Source organism: Cellulomonas aerilata, from assembly GCF_007991755.1.
Lineage (GTDB): Bacteria > Actinomycetota > Actinomycetes > Actinomycetales > Cellulomonadaceae > Pengzhenrongella > Pengzhenrongella aerilata.
Genome location: NZ_BJYY01000002.1, coordinates 36,881 through 56,565, shown reverse-complemented (window position 1 = coordinate 56,565; position 19,685 = coordinate 36,881). Strand labels below are relative to the sequence as shown.

13 protein-coding genes are annotated in these 19,685 nt (G+C 73.8%); 4 read left to right on the top strand and 9 right to left on the bottom strand.

Going from position 1 to position 19,685, the window contains the following annotated elements; translation table 11 throughout:
* Positions 1-288 precede the first annotated feature (288 nt).
* Positions 289-1,824 carry a PspC domain-containing protein gene (locus CAE01nite_RS03485; RefSeq protein WP_146900034.1) on the top strand — a complete coding sequence of 512 codons (1,536 nt, stop codon included), beginning with the start codon at positions 289-291 and terminating at the stop codon, positions 1,822-1,824.
* Entirely contained in the window at positions 1,824-2,414 is a 591-nt protein-coding gene (locus tag CAE01nite_RS03480) for a hypothetical protein (protein ID WP_146900031.1), read from the top strand. The genes CAE01nite_RS03485 and CAE01nite_RS03480 overlap by 1 nt, the downstream gene beginning before the upstream one ends.
* Before the next feature lie 95 nt (positions 2,415-2,509).
* Here the strand turns inward: CAE01nite_RS03480 and CAE01nite_RS03475 are convergent, their stop codons facing one another.
* The 7 genes from CAE01nite_RS03475 to CAE01nite_RS03445 all read right to left on the bottom strand — a co-directional run bounded on the left by CAE01nite_RS03475 (position 2,510) and on the right by CAE01nite_RS03445 (position 14,451).
* A complete protein-coding gene (locus tag CAE01nite_RS03475) occupies positions 2,510-3,679 on the bottom strand; it encodes a glycosyltransferase family 4 protein (RefSeq protein ID WP_146900028.1) in 1,170 nt (389 codons plus the stop codon).
* Between the two features lie 9 nt (positions 3,680-3,688).
* On the bottom strand, positions 3,689-6,010 hold the full coding sequence (locus CAE01nite_RS03470) for a beta-xylosidase/alpha-l-arabinosidase (RefSeq protein ID WP_146900025.1): 2,322 nt from the start codon (positions 6,008-6,010) through the stop codon (positions 3,689-3,691).
* 70 nt (positions 6,011-6,080) lie between these two features.
* Entirely contained in the window at positions 6,081-8,375 is a 2,295-nt protein-coding gene (locus CAE01nite_RS03465; protein ID WP_186816397.1) for a beta-glucosidase, read from the bottom strand.
* A 226-nt stretch (positions 8,376-8,601) separates the two neighbouring features.
* Positions 8,602-11,175 carry a family 78 glycoside hydrolase catalytic domain gene (locus tag CAE01nite_RS03460; RefSeq protein ID WP_443092690.1) on the bottom strand — a complete coding sequence of 858 codons (2,574 nt, stop codon included), beginning with the start codon at positions 11,173-11,175 and terminating at the stop codon, positions 8,602-8,604.
* A 106-nt stretch (positions 11,176-11,281) separates the two neighbouring features.
* Positions 11,282-12,205 (bottom strand): carbohydrate ABC transporter permease, encoded by a 924-nt coding sequence (locus CAE01nite_RS03455; protein WP_146900019.1) that lies wholly within the window; start codon positions 12,203-12,205, stop codon positions 11,282-11,284.
* The gene (locus CAE01nite_RS03450; RefSeq protein ID WP_146900016.1) at positions 12,205-13,089 is read right to left on the bottom strand and encodes a carbohydrate ABC transporter permease; all 885 of its coding nucleotides are present in this window, start codon (positions 13,087-13,089) and stop codon (positions 12,205-12,207) included. The genes CAE01nite_RS03455 and CAE01nite_RS03450 overlap by 1 nt, the downstream gene beginning before the upstream one ends.
* A gap of 63 nt (positions 13,090-13,152) precedes the next feature.
* Positions 13,153-14,451 carry an ABC transporter substrate-binding protein gene (locus CAE01nite_RS03445; RefSeq protein ID WP_146900013.1) on the bottom strand — a complete coding sequence of 433 codons (1,299 nt, stop codon included), beginning with the start codon at positions 14,449-14,451 and terminating at the stop codon, positions 13,153-13,155.
* 174 nt (positions 14,452-14,625) lie between these two features.
* On the opposite strand from CAE01nite_RS03445, the gene CAE01nite_RS03440 reads away from it, so the two are divergent.
* Positions 14,626-15,675 carry a LacI family DNA-binding transcriptional regulator gene (locus tag CAE01nite_RS03440; protein WP_146900010.1) on the top strand — a complete coding sequence of 350 codons (1,050 nt, stop codon included), beginning with the start codon at positions 14,626-14,628 and terminating at the stop codon, positions 15,673-15,675.
* Positions 15,676-15,832: 157 nt separating this feature from the next.
* A complete protein-coding gene (locus CAE01nite_RS03435) occupies positions 15,833-17,407 on the top strand; it encodes a glycoside hydrolase family 6 protein (RefSeq protein WP_146900008.1) in 1,575 nt (524 codons plus the stop codon).
* A gap of 123 nt (positions 17,408-17,530) precedes the next feature.
* On the opposite strand, the gene guaA is transcribed toward CAE01nite_RS03435, so the two are convergent.
* The gene (guaA, locus tag CAE01nite_RS03430; RefSeq protein ID WP_146900005.1) at positions 17,531-19,114 is read right to left on the bottom strand and encodes a glutamine-hydrolyzing GMP synthase; all 1,584 of its coding nucleotides are present in this window, start codon (positions 19,112-19,114) and stop codon (positions 17,531-17,533) included.
* A 78-nt stretch (positions 19,115-19,192) separates the two neighbouring features.
* Positions 19,193-19,570, bottom strand: coding sequence for a DUF3817 domain-containing protein (locus CAE01nite_RS03425; RefSeq protein WP_246130982.1), 378 nt, complete (start codon positions 19,568-19,570; stop codon positions 19,193-19,195).
* Positions 19,571-19,685 lie beyond the last annotated feature (115 nt).

Genomic DNA, 19,685 nt, shown 5'->3' with positions numbered 1-19,685 from the left:
CAGCGGCGGGAGCGGCGACCGCAGCAGTGGTGACGTGCGGGCTCACGCGCGCATCGAGGGGCGCAGCGGCCGGGGGCTGACCGGCGGGCACCGACGGCCCGCCGGACGACCGGCCTCCGTCCGGCGTCACCGGCTCCGCAGGGGTGTGCACCCCCCGATCGTCACACGTCCCACCCCTGATCAGGGGCACCGTCAGCCCGGGACCAGGGGTCCGAGGTCACCCTTTCAGGGTGGCGTCAGGGGGGTTCCCGATTCCGGGGCGGCCCGCCCCGGCACGACGATCGACCCATGGAACAGACGACAGCTCCGGGCGCGGACCAGCCGTTCCCCCCGGCACCTGGACCGCGGCCCGCTGCGCGCGGCGACGACGGCTTCTTCACCTCGATCCGGCGCACGGGCCTGGTCCGCACGCAGGACCGCTGGATCGGCGGCGTGGCCGGCGGCATCGCCCGCCGGTTCGGCATCGACCCGCTCCTCGTGCGGGGCATCCTCGGCGTCACCGTGCTGCTGGGCGGCGCGGGGCTCGTCGTCTACGGCTTGGGATGGGCGCTGCTCCCGGAGGAGCGGGACGGCCGGATCCACCTGCAGGAGACCATCCAGGGCCGGTTCGACGCCGCGCTGCTGGGTGCGGTCGCCGCGGTGGTCGTCGGCCTCAGCCGCGGCGACGGCTGGCTCGGGTGGTGGGACGAGCGCGGCTTCGGCTGGGTCAACGGCCTGCTGTGGCTCGCCGCGGTGGCCGCGGTCGTCGCCATGATCGTGACCGCGGTCAACAACCGGCGTCCGCAGGGAGGCCAGGCGACCACGACGTGGGCGCCCGCACCCGGGACGACGGCGACCGGCACCGACGTCCCGCCCGGGGCGCCGCCGTGGGCCGGCGGTACCGGCGGGGCGACCGCGATGACGCCCGGCACGACGCCCGGCACCTCGCCCGGTCGCACCGGCCGCACGGTCCCGCACCCCGGCTACGGGGCGGTCCCGCTCACCGCGCCGGTCGGCGGGGCACCCGTCCCGCCGCCGCCCGCCGGCTACCCGCCGCCGCCCGCGGGCACCGCGTCCTGGGGCAGCGCGCCCGGCGACCCGTCCGCCGGGGGCCCGTCCGCCGGCGGACCGGGTGGCTGGTCCGGCTGGACGCCCACTCCGCCACCGCCGCCCAAGCCGCGCGTGCAGGGCCCGGGCGTCGGCGCCGTCGGGGCGGTCGTGGGCCTGACCCTGCTGGCGCTGGCCGGCCTGCTGGTGGCCGACCGCGAGGGCGTGCTCGCCGTCCCGGTGGCCCTCACGGCACTCGGGATCGGCATCGTGCTCGCCGGCCTGGCGATCATCGTCTCGGGACTGCGCGGCCGGTCGAGCGGGACCCTCGGGTTCCTCGCGATCGTCGGGATCGTCGCGGCCGTCCCGACCTCCGTGCTGACCACGCAGGACGAGGGCATCTTCTTCGGTGACGGCGACCGCATCGACGTCGCGTCGGGCAGCACGTGGCGTCCCACGACGGTCGAGGAGGCCGCCCGCGGCATCTCGGTCTCGTTCGGGGACGTGGACGTGGACCTCACCGACGTGCCGCTGGACGGCGGGACGGTCCGGGTCCCGATCAGTCTCGGCGCCGGCGACCTGACGGTCACCGTGCCCGAGGGCATCGCGGTCACCGGCGACATCGGCGTGACCGCCGGGCAGGCGGTGTGGGACGTGGACGGCGAGTCGCGGACCGCCGGGTTCTCCGGGGGCACGTCCGAGCAGTACGGCAGCGACGAGGCGGCCTCGGGCCCCGTGGAGCTCGCCCTCGAGATCCGAGCAGGCGCGGGCGACGTCCGCGTCGTGGAGGAGGACTGATGAGCAACGACCAGACGGACGCCGGCGACCAGCCGACGACGCCGATCCCCCGCGCCGGCCGCAGCGAGGACCCGACGCAGGTGGTCGAGACGTCCGGCGCCCGGCCCGGGCCGGGACCGGGCGCTGCGGCCACCGAGGCGCTGCCGACCGGGGCGCCGACCCGGCCGGTGCCGACGACGGGGCCCCGCACGCAGGCGCTGCCGACCGGCGGGCCCGCCACCACGGCGCTGCCGACCGGCTCTGCCGCGCCGGTGGCGGCCGGCGGTGCCGGCGAGGCCCGCGCCACCGACCCGGCCGGTGGCGTCGCCCGCGACGCCGAGGCCGCCGGTGGGCCGACCGCCGGCGCCACGACGGCCACGACGGCCACGCCGACTACGCCGACCACGGCGGCGGACCGGCCGGTCGACCGGTCGCTGCGCGTCGGCACGGTCGTGTGGGGCCTGATCATCGCCATCATCGGGGTGGGCTTCATCGCGGTCGCCGCGGGTGCCCGGTTCGACGTCGAGCTCGTCCTCATCGGGCTGCTTGCCCTGGCGGGCGTCGCGCTCGTCGCGGGGTCGATGGCGGTCAGCCTGCGCCGGCGGCACTGACCCGCCCTGAGGCGTCCGAGCACCGACGACGGCCGCACCGCCAGCCACGCTGGGGTGCGGCCGTCCTCGTGCGTGCCGAGGCTCGCCCGGCCGGATCAGCCCGGCGGGACGAGCCCGCGCAGGGCACGCGCGCGGTCGTACTGCTCCCCCGCCTCCCGCAGCACCCGGTCCCACCCCTGGTCGGGCAGCACCGCCGCGTTGTGCGCGCGGATGTTGTCGAGCAGCGCACGGTCGGTCGTCAGGCGGACGACGGCGCCGGCCATCGCGGCGTCGTCGGCCACCAGCAGCCCGTCCACGCCGTCGGTGACGAACTCCTCGATGCCGGTGCCGCGCCGGGCGACCACCGCCAGACCGGCTGCGCGGGCCTCGAGCGCCGCGATGCCGAACGCCTCCAGCTCGGCGGGGGCGAGGAAGACGTCGGCGTCCGCGTACGCGGCGCGGACCTCGTCGCGGGCGAGCCGCCCGCGGAGCCGGACGACGGAGCCCAGGCCGTGCCGCTCGACCCGTGCGCCGACGCGCGCCCGGTCCGGGCCGGCGCCGATGACGTCGAGCCGGACGCTGCCCGGCGGCAGGGCGTCGACCGCGCGCGCCACGAGCTCGACCAGAGGCACGGCGCGCTTGCGCGGCGCGAGCCGCATGGTGGCCACCAGCCGCACCGGCCCCGGCTCGTCCCCGGCGGACGGACCGGCCGGACCGGACGGACCGGACGGTGGGCCGGCCGGCGCCCACCCGGCGAGGTCGAGCCCGTTGGGCACCACGGCGACCGGCGCGCCGAACGCGTCCCGCACCCGGGAGGCCGCGACCCCGCTCACCGCGCTCAGCGCGACCGGCGCACCCGCCCACCCCGTGACGCGCGCGCCCAGCCGCAGCGCCGGGACGACCCCGTCCAGCATGCAGTGCCAGGTGATCGCCAGCGGCAGCCCGCGGCGCAGCGCGACCCGCGCGCCGTCGAACGCGAACGGCGACAGCACCCCGGCGTGGACGTGCACGACGTCCGGCCGGACCCGGGCGAGCGCGGCGTCCACGAGCCGCGCCTGCACCGGGTTGACCGGCAGGTCGAACGGCATCCGCGCCCCGAGGCGGTGGACGTGGACGCCGCGCTCGACGTCCACGACCCCGCCCCGCTCGCCGCCGGCGCCCAGCGTCGCGGTCAGCACGTGCACCTCGTGCCCGGCGGCGGCCTGCCGCGCCGCCAGGTCGCTGACCTGCGACTCGATCCCCCCGGTCCGGGGCAGGTAACAGTCCGAGACGTGGGCGATCAGCACCGGGCCAGGCTAGCCACGCCCCAGCCGCCGGACGGTCACGTCGACGACGCGGCGGTCGTCGGGCCCGACCTCGTGCACGTCCCCGGTCAGGGAGACGGCCTCGGTCGCGGCGAGGTCCGCGCAGGACGCCCCGACGGACACCAGCACCTCGCCGGGCTCGACGACGCGGACCAGCCGGCGGTCGCTGAACGCGAGCCGGGTGGTCGGCACGTCGAAGGTGACCTCGGCGCTCTCCCCCGCCGCGAGCTCCACCCGGGCGTAGCCCAGCAGCTGGATGACGGGCCGGGTCACCGAGGCGACGACGTCCTGCCCGTAGAGCTGGACCACGTCCGCGCCGTCGCGCGTGCCGGTGTTGCGCACGGTGACCGTGGCGGTGATCGCCCCGGACGTCGGCACCGAGGCGCTCCCCAGCCGCAGGTCGGTGTGCTCGAAGGTGGTGTACGACAGGCCGTGCCCGAACGGCAGGACCGGCGCGGTGTCGAGGTTGCTCACCGAGCTCGCCCCGCCGAGGCGCGGGTGCAGGTAGCTGTACGGCTGCGCACCCACGGACCGCGGCATGGTGACGGGCAGGTGGCCGGACGGGTTCACCCGGCCGCTCAGCACGCCGGCCACCGCCTGGGCGCCCTCCTGACCCGGGAAGAACGCCTGCACGACGGCGGCGCACCGCTCGACCGCCCAGTCGACGGCGTACGGGCGACCGGTGAGCAGCACCAGGACGACCGGCGTGCCCGTCCCGAGCAGCGCCTCGACGAGCCCGCGCTGCACGCCGGGCAGCTCCAGGGAGTCGGCGTCGCAGCCCTCGCCGGACGTCCCCCGCCCGAACAGGCCGGCCAGGTCGCCCATGACGGCCACGACGACGTCGGCGTCGTCCGCGGCGGCCACGGCGGCCGCGAATCCGGACGTGTCGTCGCCCAGCACGTCGCAGCCCTTCGCGTAGGTCACCTCGCCGAGCTCGGTGCCCAGCGCCTCGCGCAGCGTCGCCACCTCGAGCCCGAGCTCGAAGGACGGGTGCTGCGCCAGCACGTGGTTGGCGAAGCTGTAGCACCCGAACAGCGCGTTGGTGACGTCGGCGTTGGGCCCGACGACGGCGACCTTCCGCCCCGCCGCCAGGGGCAGCGAACCGTCGTTCGTCAGCAGGATCACCGACTCCTCGGCGATGCGGGCAGCGAGCTCGCGGTGCGGCTGCGGGTCCAGGTCGACGTCGCCGACGGCGTCGGGGTCGAAGGTGGCGTCCAGCAGGCCCAGGCGCTCCTTCTGCGCGAGGACGCGGTGCAGCGCGCGGTCCACGACCGACTCGGCCACGACGCCGGAGCGCACGAGGTCGGCCAGCGGCTCGAGGTAGGCGGTGCCGGTCGGCAGCTCGACGTCGATGCCCGCGACCAGCGCCTGCGCGGCCGCCTCGCCGAGATCGCCGGCGACCCCGTGCAGCGTGTGCAGGAACGCGACCGAGAAGTAGTCGGCGACGACCGTGCCGGTGAACCCCCAGCGGTCCCGCAGCAGGGTGGTGAGCAGCTCGGCGTCCGCCGCGACCGGGATGCCGTCGACCTCGGCGTAGGAGTTCATGACGGAGTCGACGCCGCCGTCGCGGACCGCCATCTCGAACGGCGGCAGGAAGACGTCGGCGATCTCGCGCTGCCCGGCGTGCACCGGGGCGAGGTTGCGCCCGGCGCGCGAGTTCGAGTACCCGACGAAGTGCTTGAGGGTCGCGACGACGCCCGCGCTCTGCACCCCGCGCACGTAGGCGGTGGCGACGGTGCCGACGAGGTAGGGGTCCTCCGAGATGCACTCCTCCACCCGCCCCCACCGGGCGTCGCGGACGACGTCGAGCACGGGGGCGAGCCCCTGGTGCACGCCCAGGCTCCGCATGGAGTCGCCGATCGCGCGGCCCATCTCCTCCACGAGCTCGGGGTGGAACGAGGCGCCCCACGACGGCGGCGCGGGGAAGGTGGTCGCCTTCCAGGCGGCGAGGCCGGTCAGGCACTCCTCGTGCACGAGGGCCGGGATGCCCAGCCGGGTGTTCTGCTGCAGCCACTGCTGCTTGCGGGCCAGGGCGCGGGCCTGGTCGGCCGGCTCCACCGGGGTGGTCCCGAACACGCGGGTCAGCTGCCCCAGGCCGTGGGTGGCGTACCCCTCGAGCTCGTCGACCTCGGCCTGCATGGCGTCCTGCATCGGGGCGACGTCGCCGCCCTCGCCGGACCCGCCGCGGCCCTCCCAGAGGCCCACGAGCTGGGCGAGCTTCTCCTCGAGCGTCATCTCCCCCATGAGGGCACGCACGCGCTCCTCGCCCTGGGCGGTGAGCTGCGTCGTGAGGGACTGGTCGTCGACCGTCATGGCATGGACCTCGCGTCGTCGTCGGGCTCGGTGCTCGTCCGGTGGAGGGTACGCGCACGCCGGTCCCGGCTCAGCGCACCCGGAAGGCCGCGCTCCGGGCCGTGCGGTCGGACGACCCGCCGACGTGGACCGAGAAGGTGCCGCGCGGCGTGACCCAGTCGCCCGCGGACTGGCTCCAGTACTGCAGCAGGTGACGGTCACGCAGCTCGTCCGCGCTCAACGTGAGGTGCACGTACTCGCGCTCACCGGGCTCGAGCTGCACGCGCTGCCACGCGACCAGGCGCCGGGACGGCTGCCCGGCCTCGGCCGGCAGGTCCAGGTACACCTGCGCGATCTCGGTGCCGGCACGCTCGCCGGTGTTCGTGACGCGGACGTGCACCTGCATCTTGCGCTCGCCGTCGACGATCTTCGGGGTCACGTGCAGGCTGTCGTAGCCGAACGTCGTGTACGACAGGCCGTGGCCGAACGCGAACAGCGGGTCGATGCCCTGCGCCTCGTACCAGCGGTACCCGACCTGCCGGCCCTCGCTGAAGCGGACCTGCCGGATCGCGGCGGCGTCGGTCCGGGTGGTCGTGCCGTCGGCGAAGACGCCCGGATACTGCTCGGGCGTGCGGGTCGGCGTGTCCGCCAGGGACCGCGGGAACGTCATCGGCAGCTTGCCGGACGGGTTCGTGTCGCCCCACAGGACGTCGGCCAGCGCCGGCCCCTGCTGCTCGCCCGGGTACCAGGTCTGCAGGACGGCAGAGACGTCGTCGAGCCACGGCATGTCCGTCGCGCTGCCGGTCTGCAGGACGACGACGGTGCTCGGGTTGGCGGCCGCGACGGCGGAGACCAGCGCGTCGCCGCCGTTCTCCAGCGAAAGGTCGGCTAGGTCGGCGAACTCCCCCATCGTCCGGTAGCCCACGACGACGGCGACGTCGGCCGCGGCGGCGGTGCGCGCGGCGGCCGCCGGGTCCGAGCCGTCGTCGAAGGTGAGCGTCCCGCCCAGCTCGGCCAGCCTCGCCGCGAGCGCCGTCTCGGCGGAGACGACGTCCTCGCAGAGCAGCGTGTTGCCGCCGAACCGCCAGGTCATGCTGCACGCGGTCCGGGCGTCGACGCCGTTCGTCGGCGTGCTCGACGCGGTCGGGCCGATGAGGGCGACGTCCAGGCCGTCCCCGGCGAGCGGGAGCACGCCGTCGTTCTTCAGCAGCACGGTGCCCTCGGCCGCCATGCGGCGGGCGATCGCCTTGTGCTCGGGGGTGGAGGCGTCGGCCACCGGGGTGGCCGGCAGCGGACGGTCGAACAGGCCGCCGCGGATGTACGAGCGCACCACCCGGAAGGCCGCCTCGTCGATGCGCTGCGCGGTGATGGTGCCGGCGGCGAGCGCCTCCTCCAGCGCGGCCGGGGTGAAGAAGACCGGACGGTTCAGCTCCTGGTCCAGCCCGGCGTTCAGCGACGGCGCCGTGGAGTGCACCGCCCGGAAGTCCGACATGACGTACCCGTCGAACCCGAGCTCGTCCTTGAGCACCTCACGCAGGATCGTGTTCTCGCACCCGTAGGCGCCGTTGACCTGGTTGTAGGAGCACATGATGCTCTCGGGCTCGCCCTCGGCGACGATGATCTCGAACGGCAGGTCGTAGAGCTCGCGCAGCGTGCGCTGGTCGATGACGGAGTTGCTGGTCTGCCGGTCGAGCTCCTGCTCGTTGCCGACGTAGTGCTTGATGTTGGCCAGCACCGGCCGCGCCGGGTCGCCCTGCTGGATACCCCGCGTGACCGCGGCGCCCAGGGCGCCCATGAGCACCGGGTCCTCCCCCAGGTACTCCGGGGTGCGGCCGGACAGCGGGGTGCGCCCGGCGGCGATGCCCGGGCCGAGCACGACGTTCTTCCCCTTGTCGAACGCCTCGGCCGCCTGGGCGGCGCCCTTGTCGTAGGCCAGCTCGGTGTCCCAGGTCGCCGCCAGCGCGATCGGCGCGGGGAACGCGGTGACGCCCTCGGTGAAGCGGACGCCGTCCGGGCCGTCGGTGTAGACGACCGTCGGTGTGCAGGGCAGCTGCGCGGGGTAGCTCACGCCCGAGAAGTCCGTCTGCGTCGGGCTGTTCGCCGGCTGCTCGACGAGCCAGCGCATCTTCTGCTGGAGGCTGGACGCGTCCAGCAGCAGCCGGGCCCGCTCGTCCGGGGACAGGCGCGTGTCCATCCACGGGCAGCCGGCCGGGACGGCGGCATGGGAGCCACGATCCGGGCTCGCCGCGGCACCCAGGGCGGTCAGCGTCACGGCGGCCGGCACGAGGAGCGTCAGCGCGAGGACGGGCGCGACGGCCCGGGCGCGGCGGCGTGGCCGAGGGTCCGTCGCGCCCGGGGCGGGGGTGGAGGGGTGAGAGGTCGTCATCCGTGTCTGCCTTTCGGTGGGCCGCACCGTCGCGGCCGTGGTGAGGCGACGCCCCGTGTCCCGGGCGCCGTCAGGCTCGCCGCGGTCGGGCGCCGTCGCGCGACCGCGTGTGCATGCTGTGCCGGAGCGCCTTGTTCTGAAGCGCTTCAAGCAGTCCTGCCACTCCCTTTCTCGTCGGGGGTCGATGGGGTCCCCGGGCCGGCGTCGACGACGCCGGCCCGGACGGTCAGGCTGCGAGCGAGGCCGCGGTGACGAACCGGTGCGTCCCGGAGCCCACATGCTCGGTCCGGTCACCGGGCAGGACCACGCGGCCCGTCGCCCCGGTCGGGACCTCCACGGTCACGTCCAGGGCACCGTCCCGGACCTGCCAGCTGATCGAGGCCGTCCCGTACGGGGTGTCGTGGCGCGCCGACGCCGACGTCAGCCCGCCCCCTGGACGCGGCTGGAAGACGACCGAGCGGTACCCGGGCTCGCCCGGCGCGAGGCCCGCGACGACGCGGTGCAGCCAGTCCGCCACGGAGCCCAGCGCGTAGTGGTTGAACGACGTCATCCCGCCGGGGTTGACGGTGCCGTCCGGCTGCAGGCTGTCCCACCGCTCCCAGATCGTCGTCCCGCCGGACAGCACCGTGTAGAGCCACGACGGGCACTCACGCTGCAGCAGGAGCGCGTAGGCCTCGTCCAGGTGGCCGGTGCGGGTGAGCGCGTCGCAGATCACCGGCGTGCCCGCGAACCCGGTCGCGATGCGGCTGCCCGCGGCCCGGACCAGCTCGGCGAGGCGCCGCCCGGCACCGGCGACCGCGCCCGGGGGCAGCAGGTCGAACTCGATGGCCAGCGCGTACGCGGTCTGGGCGTCGCTGGTCATCCGTCCGTCGGACATGAGGTACGCGCCCTGGAACGCCGCCCGGACCTCGTCCGCGAGGCGCCCGTACCGCTCGGCGTCCTCGTCGTGGCCGAGCACCCCGGCCGTCATCGCCAGGTGCCGGGCGGACCGGGCGAAGTACGCGGTGGCCACCAGGTAGCGGTCGGTGCGCGCGCCCGCCGGGTCGTCCGGCGGGGCGGCCGGGTCGAGCCAGTCACCGAGCTGGAAGCCGGTGTCCCAGAGCCGATCGTGCCCGGCGAGGCGCTCGACGAGGTCGACCCACGCGCGGGCGCTGTCGTACTGCGCGTCGAGCACGCCGCGGTCGCCGGTCCGCTCGTACAGCGTCCAGGGGGTCAGCACGGCGGCGTCGCCCCAGCCCGCGCCGGGCCGGATCGGCGTCCACGAGGAGCCACCGGGGATGACCGGCACGTACCAGGGCACCGTGCCGTCGGGCAGCTGGGCGACCGCCACGTCCCGCAGCCAGGACGAGAGCATGCCGGTGGTGTCGTAGAGGAACGCCGCGGTCGGGGCGAAGACCTGGATGTCCCCGGTCCAGCCCAGCCGCTCGTCACGCTGCGGGCAGTCGGTCGGGATGTCGACGAAGTTGCTCCGCATGGACCACAGGACGTTCTCGTGCAGGCGCTCGACGAGCGGGTCGGAGCAGCCGAACCAGCCCGTGCGCTCGAGGTCGGTGTGGTGCACGCGCGCCACCACGTCACCGGGGCGCAGCTCGGCCGGCCAGCCGTCCACCTGGACGTACCGGAAGCCGTGCATCGTAAAGCGTGGCTCCCACTCCTCGACCTCCCGGCCGGCGAGCGTGTAGGTGTCGCGCGACTCGGCCCCGCGCAGCGGGCGGGTGCCCAGCTCGCCGTGCTCGAGCACCTCGGCGTGCCGGACGGTGACCGTCGTGCCGGCCGGTCCGCTCACCCGCAGCCGCACGCGCCCGGAGAAGTTCTGCCCGAAGTCGAGCACCGTCGCGCCGGACGGCGTGGTGATCACGGCGACCGGCTCGATCTCCTGCGTGCACCGCACAGGTGGGCCCTGGGGGGCCACGAGCACGGACGCCTCGACCGACCGGGCCCGGACGGCGCTCCAGGCGCAGTCGTCGAAGCCCGGCCGGGACCATCCGGGGACCTCCTCGCGGGCGTCGTACCGCTCGCCCTCGTAGAGGCCGGAGAAGAGGACCGGTCCGCGTCCGGCACGCCACCGGCCGTCGGTGGCCACGACCTGCTCGGTGCCGTCGTCGAAGGTGACGTGCAGCTGTGCGACGAGCGCGAGGTCGTCCCCGTACAGGTCGCGGTAGCCGCCGTCGAAGCCGATCCGCCCGCGGTACCAGCCGTCGCCCAGCCAGGCGCCGACCGCGTTCGCGCCCGGCTGCAGGAGGTCGGTCACGTCGTACGTGTAGTAGCGCAGGCGCTCGGCGTACTCGGTCCACCCGGGCGACAGCACGTCGTCCCCGACCCGCCTGCCGTTGATCTCCACTTCGTAGAGCCCGTGCGCCGTGGCGTACAGCCGTGCCCGCACCACGGGCCGGGGCAGCGTGAACTCGTGACGGACGAGCGGAGGCCGGCGCTCGTCGCCCGCGTCGTCGTCGCCCCACCCCGACGGCGCACCGACGGCGAGCGCCACCCACTGCGAGGGGTCCAGGAGCCCCGCTTCGACATCGGACATCGGCGACCACCCGGACGGAGCCGCCTCCCCCTCTCCCCACACCCGGACGCGCACGCGGGCGACCTCCCGGGAGGCGAGCGGCTCACCTGGCCAGGGCACCAGGACCGAGTCCGCCGAGGCGAGTCGACCGGTTCGCGCCGAGGCCCCCCGACGGGTCACCTCGAGCTCGTACGCGGCGGGGGCCCAGCCCTGCCGAGCCACGGTCTTCCAGGAGATCCGCGGACGGGGCTCACCGATCCCGAGCGGGCACCGGTGATGCTCGAACGTCACGGCCGAGGGGACGACTGGCACAGAGCGCCTTTCTGAGGACGGACCGCGACGCGGCCGCGGACAGCGGTGTGGGGAGGAGGTCGGCAGCAGGCCCGAGGTCCGGGCGTCAGCCCTTCACGGCCCCGCCGGCGAGGCCGGTCATGATGCGCTGGTTCAGCACGAGGTAGATGACGAACAGGGGGAAGACGTTGAGGCAGATCGCGGCGAACAGGGGTCCGTACTGAGTGGCCCCGAACTGCCCTGTGAAGTTGAGCAGCCCCACCTGGACCGTGCGCAGCTCGTCCGAGCTGGTGAACGTCAGGGCGATGAGCAGGTCATTCCACATGAAGAAGAACTGCACGAGAGCGACCGTGAAGACGGCGTTGCGCACCATCGGGAACCCCACCGCCGTGAACGAGCGCAGGACCGAGGCGCCGTCGATCGAGGCCGCCTCGAAGATCTCGCGCGGCACCGCCCGGAAGTAGGTGGCCATCATGAAGACGGTCAGCGGCAGCGCCGTGGCCGTGTAGGTGATGATCAGCGGCCACAGCGTGCCGGTCAGGCCGAGCTCGAAGTAGGCGCTGAACAGTGGCAGCAGGATCATCTGCCCGGGCACCATGATCCCGGCCAGGAACAGCAGCAGCACCGTGCCGCGGCCCTTCCACACCAGGATCTCCAGCGCGAAGCCGGCCGCGACGCCGATCACGATGACCAGCGCCAGGGACGGGAGCACGACGACGAGGCTGTTGCGCAGGTAGAGCGCGATGTTGCCGGTGGTCCAGGCGTCGACGTAGTTGCCGAGGGCCAAGGACGACGGCAGCGACCAGAACGGCTCGTTGAGGAACTCCTGCTGGGTCTTGAACGACCCCAGCAGCAGCCACAGCAGCGGGTAGCACACCACGACGACGAGCACCGCGACGAGCAGCCAGGTGGTGACCTTGCCGACGAGGCCGGCGGCGCGCTTCCGGGCGGGGCGCCGCCGGGCGGGCCGGGTGCCGGGGACGAGGGTGACGCCGGCGGTGCGCTGTGCGCCGGAGAGGGTGGAGGACATCAGGACTCCGACAGGTCGCGGCGGGTGGACCGGAAGATGAACACGGTGACCAGCAGGCAGATCAGCGTCAGCAGCAGCGCGATGGCGCTGCCGAAGCCGTAGTCGCCGAACCGGAACGCGGTGTTGTACATGTACAGGGTCAGTGGCGTCGTGGCGTCGCCGGGGCCGCCGTTGGTGAGCGCGACGATGGAGTCGAAGACCTTCAGCGTGCCGTTGATGCTGAAGATCAACGACGACAGCAGGACGGGCAACGACAGCGGCAGCACGATGCGGGCGACCATCGTCGCCCCGGTCGCTCCGTCGATGCGGGCTGCTTCGAGGACCTCCTCCGGGATGTCCAGGAGGCCGGTGAACAGCAGCACGGCGTAGAAGCCCATGGATCGCCACAGGTCCAGCAGCACCAGGACGAGGAACGACGTGTTGGCGCCACCGAACCAGTCGACCGCCTGACCGCCGGTCAGCTCGATCAGCGAGTTGACCAGGCCGTTCTGCGGGGCGATCTCGAACATCTTCTGGAAGAGCAGAGCCACCGCGACGGTCGGGACCACGACCGGGAAGAACACGAGCGTGCGCACGAGCCCCGACCTGTTCTTCAGCACGAACACGTACAGCAGCGAGAGCCCGTATCCCAGAGCCACCTGCCCGATCGTGACGACCACCGCGTACTTGAGCGTGAAGCCCAGCGCCTGGCGCACGTTCTCGTCCGTGAACAGACGAGCCAGGTTGTCGGTACCGATGAAGGTGAAGCCGCTGATGGCGTTGCCGTCGAAGAAGGTGTAGCCCAGCGACCACACGATCGGCAGCAGCATGACCAGCGAGTAGATCAGCAGCGCCGGCCCGATGAGCACGGCGATGGCCTTCTTGTCGCCCAGGACGTCGTTCATGTCAGGTCCAGCCCTCCCTAGGCCGCGGGGTGCCCGGCATCGCGCCGGGCCCCCCGCGAACGGTCACGCAGCGTCGATGGCTGCCTGGAGCTGGCTCATGAAGTCCTCCGGTGTGACCCCACCGGTGACCAACGGAGCGGCGTTGGTGGTGCTGACCGTCTGGAACTGCGGCGAGAAGGGGGCCTCCAGCCACAGCACGCTCTGCTCGGTCGCCGCGATCGCCTCCTGGACGGTCGCGGTCAGCTCGCCGACCTCGACCTCCTCGTTGACCGTGAAGCCGGTGATCTGGTTGGCCTCGGTCAGCGCCTGGGTGCCGTAGTTCTCGGCGATGCAGTCGAGCCAGGCCTGCGCGTCGTCGCTGGTGGCCTTGGCGGACACCGCGAAAGGCAGCCCGACGTTGGCCGGGTACTGGTCCGCGCTGCCCGAGCCGCCCTCGACGTCCGGGAACGGCATGAACCCGATGTTGTCCTCCCCGATCTGGTTCTGCTCCGGGTTGGCGAAGTTCGACAGCGCCCAGCTGCCCATGTACAGCATCGCGGCGTCACCGGTCAGGAAGGTGTTCAGCGCGGTGTCGTAGTCGATGCTCCCCACGCCTTGGCCGAACCAGCCCTCCGCACCGAGATCGGCGACCGCCTGGGCGCCCGCGACGTACTCCGGATCGGTGAGCTTCGCGTCGCCGTCGACGACGGCCTGCAGCGCCTCCGGGCCGAGGTCGCGGTAGAGGTAGCCGCTGATGAGACGGGTCAGCGGCCAACCCTGCTCGCCGGAGGCGGAGAACGGCTGCACGCCGGCGGCGGAGAGGGTCTCTGCGGCGGCGACCAGGTCGTCCCAGGTCGCGGGGACCTCGACGCCGTTGTCCGCGAAGACCTGCTCGTTGTACCAGATGCCCTCGATGTTGAACTCGGTCGGCAGCACCCACAGGCCGTCGTACAGGTTCTCGATCGTGGCGACCGCGGCCGGCTCGAAGTTGTCGGCGGCGCCGGTCCCCTCGAGGTCCAGCACCTGCCCGGCCTCCGCCAGCTCCTTCGTCAGCGTCGGGTTGTCCGCGCCGAACATCATGGGGAGCGCGTCCTGACCGGCCAGCAGCTGGAGCTGCTGACCGAGCTGGGCCTGCGGGAGATTCTCCACCGCAAGCGGCATCGCCTCGTTCTGGGTCGCGCACTGGTCGGCGGCCAGGGCTTCGAGGACCGCCGACACCGTCGTGTTCTCGTTCACCGACAGGACGGAGAACTCCGAGCCACCGCCCGAGTCACCGCCGGCGTCGTCACCGCCGCCGCTGCAGGCCGTGAGCGCGAGGGCAGTGACGCCCACGACCGCGGGCAGGGACATCGCACGACGAATCGAGCGCGGGTATCCGGCCATCACATCCTCCTTGACATGGTGTGCGCCTTTGAAGCGCTTCAACATCCACCGTACGGACGCCGCCGACAGCGGTCAACCGCTTGGAGGTCACGATTTTGAATCGCATCAAATGTTTGCGCTCACACATCCGCTACGAGCGCCGGTGGCCCGGGCAGGCTCGACTACAGTCGCGCCATGTCGTCCACGCACCGGCGCGCGCCGCGGCGCGTGAGCGCCAGCATGGCGGACGTCGCCCGGACCGCCGGGGTCTCGGTCGGGACCGTCTCGCACGTGCTCAACCACCCCGACCGGGTGCGCGAGGCGACCCGCCTGCGGGTGCTGGGCGCCATCGACCAGCTCGGCTTCGTGCGCAACTCCAACGCGAGCTTCCTGGCAGCTGGGGAGAACCGGACGATCGGCCTGATCGTCATCGACATCGGCAACAGCCTGTTCGTCGACATCGCCCGCGGCGCGCAGCACCGGGTGGGCCACGAGACCATGAGCCTGCTCCTGGCCAACAGCGACAACGACGACGCGCTGCAGGACCGTCACCTCGACTTCTTCAACTCCGCCCGGCTCGCGGGCGTGCTGCTGGCGCCCATGCGCGACCCCCACCTCGCCCTGGACCGGGCCCGGCGGCTGGGGACCGCCGTCGTCGTCCTGAACTACCGCTCCCAGCACGACGACCACTGCTCCGTGCTGATCGACAACGAGGAGGCGGGCTACCTCGCCGGGCGCCACCTCATCGAGCTGGGCCGTCGGCGCCTGGCCTTCGTCGGCGGCCGGGACGAGCTGCAGCCGGTCCACGACCGGCGCACCGGCGTGCGTCGCGCCGTCGCCGAGAGCCCGGGCACCACGCTGGTCGAGCTCGCGACCGAGAACCTCGAGGCTCCGGACGGCGACCAGGCCGGCGAGCAGATCGCCGACCAGCCCGCCGCCACCCGGCCCGACGGCGTCATCGCCGTCACCGACCTGCTCGGGATGGCGATCATCCAGGCGATCGGGCGGCACGGGCTGTCCGTGCCCGGCGACGTCGCCGTCATGGGGTGCGACTACAACTCCAACGCCTGGGGCGGGACCATCCCGCTGACCAGCGTCCGGATGCGCGGGCAGGACATGGGCCGGGCGGGCGTCGACCTGCTGCTGGAGGAGCTGTCCGCGGGCGACGACCACGAGCACCGCGACGTCGTCCTCCGCCCGTCGTTGGTCGCGCGGGAGAGCACGGTGGGGCGGTCCGGGACCTAGGTCGGACGGCGTCTCGCCTTGACACACGCCGGATCTCGGGTGACGGTGTGCCCCGACCGGCGCGTCCTGCGGGGCGTCGAGGCGACGAGGCCTGCTGGTCACCAACCACGGCTGCATCGGAGCGCACGCGGTGCAGCCTCGAGATGGGAGCGCTTCCATGCATTCCACGTCCCGCCGGCTGTCGCGGTCGATCACCGCCGCAGCCTGTCTCGGCCTCGCCGGGTCGGTGCTCGCCGCCCTCCCGGCGTCCGCCGCCAACGACGTCGTCGACCCCACGTCGCGCCTGTTCGTCGACTGGCAGAGCTCCACGCTGGAGCACGCCGCCGGGCTCGAGGGGGCGGCGCGCGACGACGCCCTGCTGCTCGCGAGCTTCCCGGCGGCCACCTGGATCACCTCGGGCACGCCGGCCGAGGCCCAGGCCGAGGCCGACCGCGTCGCCACGGCGGCGGCCGCCGAGGGCGCGATCCCCACGATCGTCGTCTACAACCTGCCGTTCCGGGACTGCGCGCAGTACTCGTCCGGCGGTGCGGCGAACACCGCCGAGTACAACGCCTGGGTCGACGGCGTCGCGGCCGGCATCGGCGACCGCGAGGCGATCGTCGTCCTGGAGCCGGACGGCCTGGGGATCATCCCCTGGTACACCCCCGCCGGGGGCTCCGCACCGGAGTGGTGCCAGCCCGCCGAGCTCGACTCCGCCACGGCGGCCGCCGACCGGTTCACCCAGCTCAACCACGCGGTCGACGCCCTGACCACCCTGCCCTCGACGTCCGTGTACCTGGACGGCACCCACACCGGCTGGCTCGGCGTCGGCGACATCACCGACCGGCTGATCAAGGCCGGCGTGGAGCGTGCCGACGGCTTCTTCCTCAACGTGTCCAACTACGAGGAGACCGCCAAGCTCGAGTACTACGCCGGCTGGGTCTCGGACTGCCTCGCGCTGTCCACGTCGACCGCGGCGTCCGCGGCGTGGTGGGACCCGAGCTTCTGCGCCAGCCAGTACTTCCCGGCCACGCCCGGTGACATCAGCACCTGGCCGCTGACCGACGCGGCGTACGACAAGGCCTTCGCCGACACGGGCCTGGTCCGCGACCGCGCGAACCAGAAGCACGCCGTCCTGGACACCAGCCGCAACGGCCAGGGCCCGTGGACCGCGCCGGCCGGCAAGTACAGCGACCCCGAGGTCTGGTGCAACCCGCCCCAGCGCGGCCTGGGCCGGACCCCCACCACCGCCAGCACCAACCCGGTGATCGACGCGTACCTGTGGATCAAGGTGCCCGGCGAGTCCGACGGCCAGTGCTACCGCGGCACCGGCGGGCCGCTCGACCCCGAGCGCGGCATGCAGGACCCGCCCGCCGGCCAGTGGTTCGCCGAGCAGGCGGCCGAGCTGATCGCTCTCGCCCAGCCCCCGATCAGCCGTCCCACCTGCGAGGTCACGCAGACCGTCAAGACCTGGCAGGGCGGCTACCTGACCCGGGTCAAGGTCCGCAACACCGGCACCACGACGCTGCCGGACTGGTCCCTGCGGTTCGCGCTGTCGGGCGACCAGGCGGTGACCAGCAGCTGGAGCGCGGACCTGTCCCGCACCGGGGACGTGGTGACCGCGAGCAGCCCGTCCTACAGGTCGGACCTGCGTCCGGGCAGGACGGCCTCGTTCGGGTTCCTCGGCACCGGGGCCCCGCAGAGCGAGTCGCTGCTGTTCCTCCTGGACGGCAAGCCCTGCACCGTGCGGTGACGCACGCCTGACCCGCAGCCCGGAGGGCCGGGTCACGACGGACCACCGGCCGGTCACCTCACCAGGTGGCCGGCCGGTGTCGTCCGCGCGGGAGGCGTGGCGTGAGGGACGCGGTGGCCGCGGTCACTCCCACTCGATGGTGCCCGGCGGCTTGCTCGTCACGTCGAGCACGACGCGGTTGACCTCGCGGACCTCGTTGGTGATGCGCGTCGAGATGGTCGCCAGCACCTCGTACGGCAGGCGCGTCCAGTCCGCCGTCATGGCGTCCTCGGAGGACACCGGGCGCAGCACGACCGGGTGGCCGTAGGTGCGCCCGTCCCCCTGGACGCCGACCGACCGGACGTCGCCGAGCAGCACCACCGGGCACTGCCAGATCTCCCGGTCCAGACCGGCGCGGGTGAGCTCCTCGCGGGCGATGGCGTCGGCGGCGCGGAGCACCTCCAGGCGCTCGGCGGTCACCTCCCCGATGATGCGGATGCCCAGGCCGGGGCCCGGGAACGGCTGGCGCCAGACGATGGCCTCCGGCACGCCGAGCTCGAGGCCGACCGCGCGGACCTCGTCCTTGAACAGGGTCCGCAGCGGCTCGACGAGGCTGAACTGCAGGTCGTCGGGGAGGCCGCCGACGTTGTGGTGGCTCTTGATGCTGGCCGCGCCCTCGCCGCCGCCGGACTCCACCACGTCGGGGTACAGGGTGCCCTGGACCAGGAACCTGACCTCCTCACCGTGCGCGCCGGCGTCGGCGACGACCTCGCGGGCGGCGTCCTCGAAGACCCGGATGAACTCGCGGCCGATGATCTTGCGCTTGGTCTCGGGGTCGGTGACGCCCGCCAGCGCGCCGAGGAACCGCTCGCGCGCGTCCACGACCTTCAGCTGCACGCCGGTCGCGGCGACGAAGTCCTCCTCGACCTGCTCAGCCTCGCCCGCGCGCAGCAGCCCGTGGTCGACGAACACGCAGGTCAGCTGGTCCCCGACGGCCTGCTGCACAAGCGCCGCGGCGACCGAGGAGTCCACCCCGCCGGACAGCCCGCAGATCACGCGGGCGTCGCCGACCTGCGCCCGGATCGCGGCGACCTGCTCCGCGACCACGTTGCCGGGGTTCCAGTCGGGCGCCAGGCGCGCGCCCTCGTACAGGAAGTTCTCCAGCGCCCGCTGCCCCATCGGGGAGTGCCTGACCTCCGGGTGCCACTGCACCCCGTACAGGCGACGCTCGCGGTCCTCGAACGCGGCCACCGGGGACCCGGGCGACGTCGCGAGGACCTCGAAGCCCTCGGGTGCCTCGTGCACGGCGTCGCCGTGGCTCATCCACACGGCCTGCTGCGCGGGTGAGCCCTGCAGCAGGTCGCCGGAGTGCTCGACGGCGACGGACGTGCCGCCGAACTCGCTGCGGCCGGTCCGCGCGACCGTCCCGCCGAGCGCCTGCGCCATCGCCTGGAAGCCGTAGCAGATGCCGAGCACCGGGACACCCGCCTCGAACAGTGCGGGGTCGACGCCGGGGGCGTCCTCGGCGTACACGCTGGCCGGCCCGCCGGACAGGATGATCGCCGCCGGCTCCCTCGCCAGCATCGACTCGACCGTGGCGGTGTGCGGCACGATCTCGGAGTACACGTTCGCCTCGCGCACCCGCCGGGCGATCAGCTGGGCGTACTGGGCGCCGAAGTCCACGACCAGGACGGGCCGGTGCGGCGGCTGGGCAGGGGTGGAGGTCACGGCCCCAGGGTAGTAGCCGGTGCGTGCCGGCTCGTGCGGCGGCCGAGCAGCGGAGTCTGCTCCCGCGACGTCACGCCGTCAGCGGCCCAGGCGCGCCTCGGCGTCGGCGTGCACGCGCCGCTCGACCACGAAGGACAGCACCGGCACGACGCCGGCGAGCACCATGCCGACCAGCCGCCCGAAGCCCCAGCGCATCTTCGACCAGAGGTCCAGCACGGTGACGAGGTAGACGACGTAGACCCAGCCGTGCGCGAACGGGACCCACTCCATCCACCGCAGGACGCTGTCCGGCGCCCCCACGACGTACTTGAGGACGATCTCCACGGTCAGGACCAGCAGCATCACACCGGTCACCCACGCCATCACGCGGTAGCGCCAGAGGGCGGCGCGCGCCTTGCGCGGCTCGCGCACGGAGGGGACGGTGCCCGCGGGCACGCGGGAGGCGGAGCTGGTCACGAGCGGTCCTGTCGTCGTCCGGGTCGCCGGCCAGGTGCGCCGGTCGCTGCGCCGATCATCCCCCACACCGGCGTGCGGCCCGAACCCGCGGGCGGACCCGGCCGCACCCGCGGAA